Here is a 2,225-nt window from a genome sequence, read left to right as displayed (position 1 = left end):
GACGCGGTCGCGTCGGGGTCGCCGGCCCGCGCCTGCCGGAAGGCGGCCACCGCGGCGGCCTCGCCGGTGACCTCGCCGGTGCGCGGCGGGACCCGGACGGCGTCGAGGAGACGGGCGAGCGGTCGCGGCCCGTCGGCGGAACCGACGAGCAGCCGCTCGACGGTTTCCTGGTCCAGGCGGGGTGCGTCCATCTCGTGACCCTCAGCGCCGCCACCTGGCCTGGTGTCACACCATCGGCCGCGCCGGGACGGTGAGGTGGGTCACGTCGCCGGTCAGCCCATCGTCTTCGCCCCGTCGATGGACTCGCGGATGATGTCGGCGTGGCCGGCGTGCTGCGAGATCTCGGCGACCAGGTGCAGCAGCACCCGGCGCACCGTCCAGGCGGCGCCGCGCTCGAACCAGGGCTGGTCGGGCAGGGCGTGCGCCGCGTCCAGGTCGAGCGTGGCGACCAGGGCGTCGGTCCCGGCGGCCACCCGGTCGAACTCGGCCAGCAGCCCGGCGAGCGTGTCGGTCGGGTCCATCCGGAACTGGCCGGCCCAGTCGACCGGCTCGCTGCTCATCGCCTCGGCCCCGCCCACCGCGAACCGGGCCCACATCCGCTCCGTGATCGCCACGTGCTTGACGATTCCGCCGAGGCACAGCTCGCTGACCGTGCTCCGGCGTGCCGCCTGCTCGTCGTCGAGCCCGGCCACCGTCTGCCGCAGGAAACCGCGGTGCCGGCGCAGGGCGGCGAGCAGATCCGCCCGCTCGCCGGTGAGAACCTGGTCGCTGACGTCCATCCCGCCCGCCCTTCCGTTCGACGACCCGACGTCACCGTACGACCTCGGACCGACAGTTCCGAGGCTCCACACCGGAGCCTCCGGTTGCCGATCCGTCCGGGTGGCGGTCAACTGAATGACATGGGTGTCATCAAGGTGGGCACGTCCTCGTGGGCCGACCAGATGCTGGTCCGCTCCGGCTGGTACCCGCGCGGGGTCAACACCCCGGCCGGCCGGCTGGGCTGGTACGCGGAGCACTTCGGTCTGGTCGAGGTGGACACCTCGTACTACGCGGTGCCGGCTCCGGAGACGACGACGGCCTGGGCCGCCGCCACCCCACCCGGGTTCACCTTCGACGTCAAGGCGTTCCGGCTCTTCACCGGCCACCACACCCCGGTCGACGCGCTGCCGCGGGACCTGCGGCCGGACGGCGGGCCGAGTCGGGTCCGCTGGCGGGACCTGCCCGCCGGTGCGTACGACGAGCTGTGGGACCGGTTCCACGCGGCGCTGGCGCCGCTCGCGGCGGCCGACCGGCTCGGCGCGGTGCTGTTGCAGTTCCCGCCCTGGCTGGCCCGCGGCGACGCGGCCCGGCGGCGGATCCTGGCCGCGGCGCGGCGGTGCCGGCCCTGGCCGGTCACCGTCGAGCTGCGACACTCCTCGTGGTTCACCGAGGACGCCGTGGTGGACACCGTGACGTTCCTGCGGGAGAACGGGCTCGGCTACGCCTGCGTGGACATGCCGCAGGGGCACGCCTCCTCGGTGCCACCGATCCTCGTCGCCACCACCGACCTGGCCGTGATCCGCTTCCACGGGCACAGCACGGCCTGGGAGAGCGGCGACAAGCAGGACCGGTTCCGCTACGCCTACGGCGAGCGGGAGCTGCGGCACTGGTCGGTGCTGCTGCGCGAGCTGGCCGACCAGTGCGCCGAGCTGCACGTGCTGATGAACAACTGCTGCGGCGACCAGGCCCAGCGGGACGCCGCCCACCTCGCCGCCCTGCTCGATGTCGCCCCGGCCACCGCGCGGGCCTGAAGGTTTCCCCACCCGGCTGCCGGGTACCGCCGCTGTCGTCGACGAACGAGGGGGAGCCGTGGACGAACGACGGGACGAGGCCGGCCGGGACCCCGGGGCGACCCGGGAGGCCGAGGAGGCGCACGGCGGCAGCATGGCGCCGGACCTGGTGGACGACACCGGGCACCCGGTGGCCGACTCGCCGGTGCCGGACAACGAGCCGTCGGCGCCGGGCCGGCCGGGTGAGGACGGCACCGGCTCCTGAGGGCCACGCTCAGGGACGGGTCTCCGGGCGCATCCCGGTCGCCTCCTCCAGCGCGTTGTCGCCGAGGTCGCCGTCCGCCCGGTCGTCCGGGAACGTCCGTCGGGACGGGGCCGGGTCGGGCGGTGCGCCCGGCCCCGCCTCGCTCGTCCGGGTCGGCTCGACCGGCCCGAACCCGTGCCTGCCCGCCTTCG

3 protein-coding genes and 2 pseudogenes are annotated in these 2,225 nt (G+C 75.1%); 2 read left to right on the top strand and 3 right to left on the bottom strand.

Annotation, left to right across the window (positions count from 1 at the left end):
* Together HUW36_RS31350 and HUW36_RS31345 are read right to left on the bottom strand one after the other, a co-directional pair.
* Window positions 1–191, bottom strand: a pseudogene (locus HUW36_RS31350) (hypothetical protein); the annotation flags it as partial.
* A gap of 81 nt (window positions 192–272) precedes the next feature.
* Window positions 273–779, bottom strand: coding sequence for a DinB family protein (locus HUW36_RS31345; protein WP_174531380.1), 507 nt, complete (start codon window positions 777–779; stop codon window positions 273–275).
* Window positions 780–899: 120 nt separating this feature from the next.
* Here HUW36_RS31345 and HUW36_RS31340 point away from each other — a divergent pair, with 120 nt between their 5' ends.
* Together HUW36_RS31340 and HUW36_RS31335 are read left to right on the top strand one after the other, a co-directional pair.
* Window positions 900–1,790: a DUF72 domain-containing protein gene (locus HUW36_RS31340; protein ID WP_174531379.1), complete on the top strand. Its 891-nt coding sequence runs from the start codon at window positions 900–902 to the stop codon at window positions 1,788–1,790.
* Window positions 1,791–1,848: 58 nt separating this feature from the next.
* Window positions 1,849–2,034, top strand: coding sequence for a GTPase activator (locus tag HUW36_RS31335; RefSeq protein WP_246248415.1), 186 nt, complete (start codon window positions 1,849–1,851; stop codon window positions 2,032–2,034).
* Between the two features lie 9 nt (window positions 2,035–2,043).
* Here the strand turns inward: HUW36_RS31335 and HUW36_RS31330 are convergent.
* Window positions 2,044–2,225, bottom strand: a pseudogene (locus HUW36_RS31330) (hypothetical protein); the annotation flags it as partial.

The sequence above is a fragment of the Micromonospora maritima genome (genome assembly GCF_902825405.1).
Classification (GTDB): Bacteria; Actinomycetota; Actinomycetes; order Mycobacteriales; family Micromonosporaceae; genus Micromonospora; species Micromonospora maritima.
Note: the sequence above shows the minus strand (reverse complement) of the source record. Positions and strands in the feature narration are given on the sequence as shown.

Bases quoted from the DNA above. Each gene is read 5' to 3' on its own strand.
- HUW36_RS31345 (WP_174531380.1), bottom strand. From the start codon at position 779: ATGGACGTCAGCGACCAGGTTCTCACCGGCGAGCGGGCGGATCTGCTC.
- HUW36_RS31340 (WP_174531379.1), top strand. From the start codon at position 900: ATGGGTGTCATCAAGGTGGGCACGTCCTCGTGGGCCGACCAGATGCTG.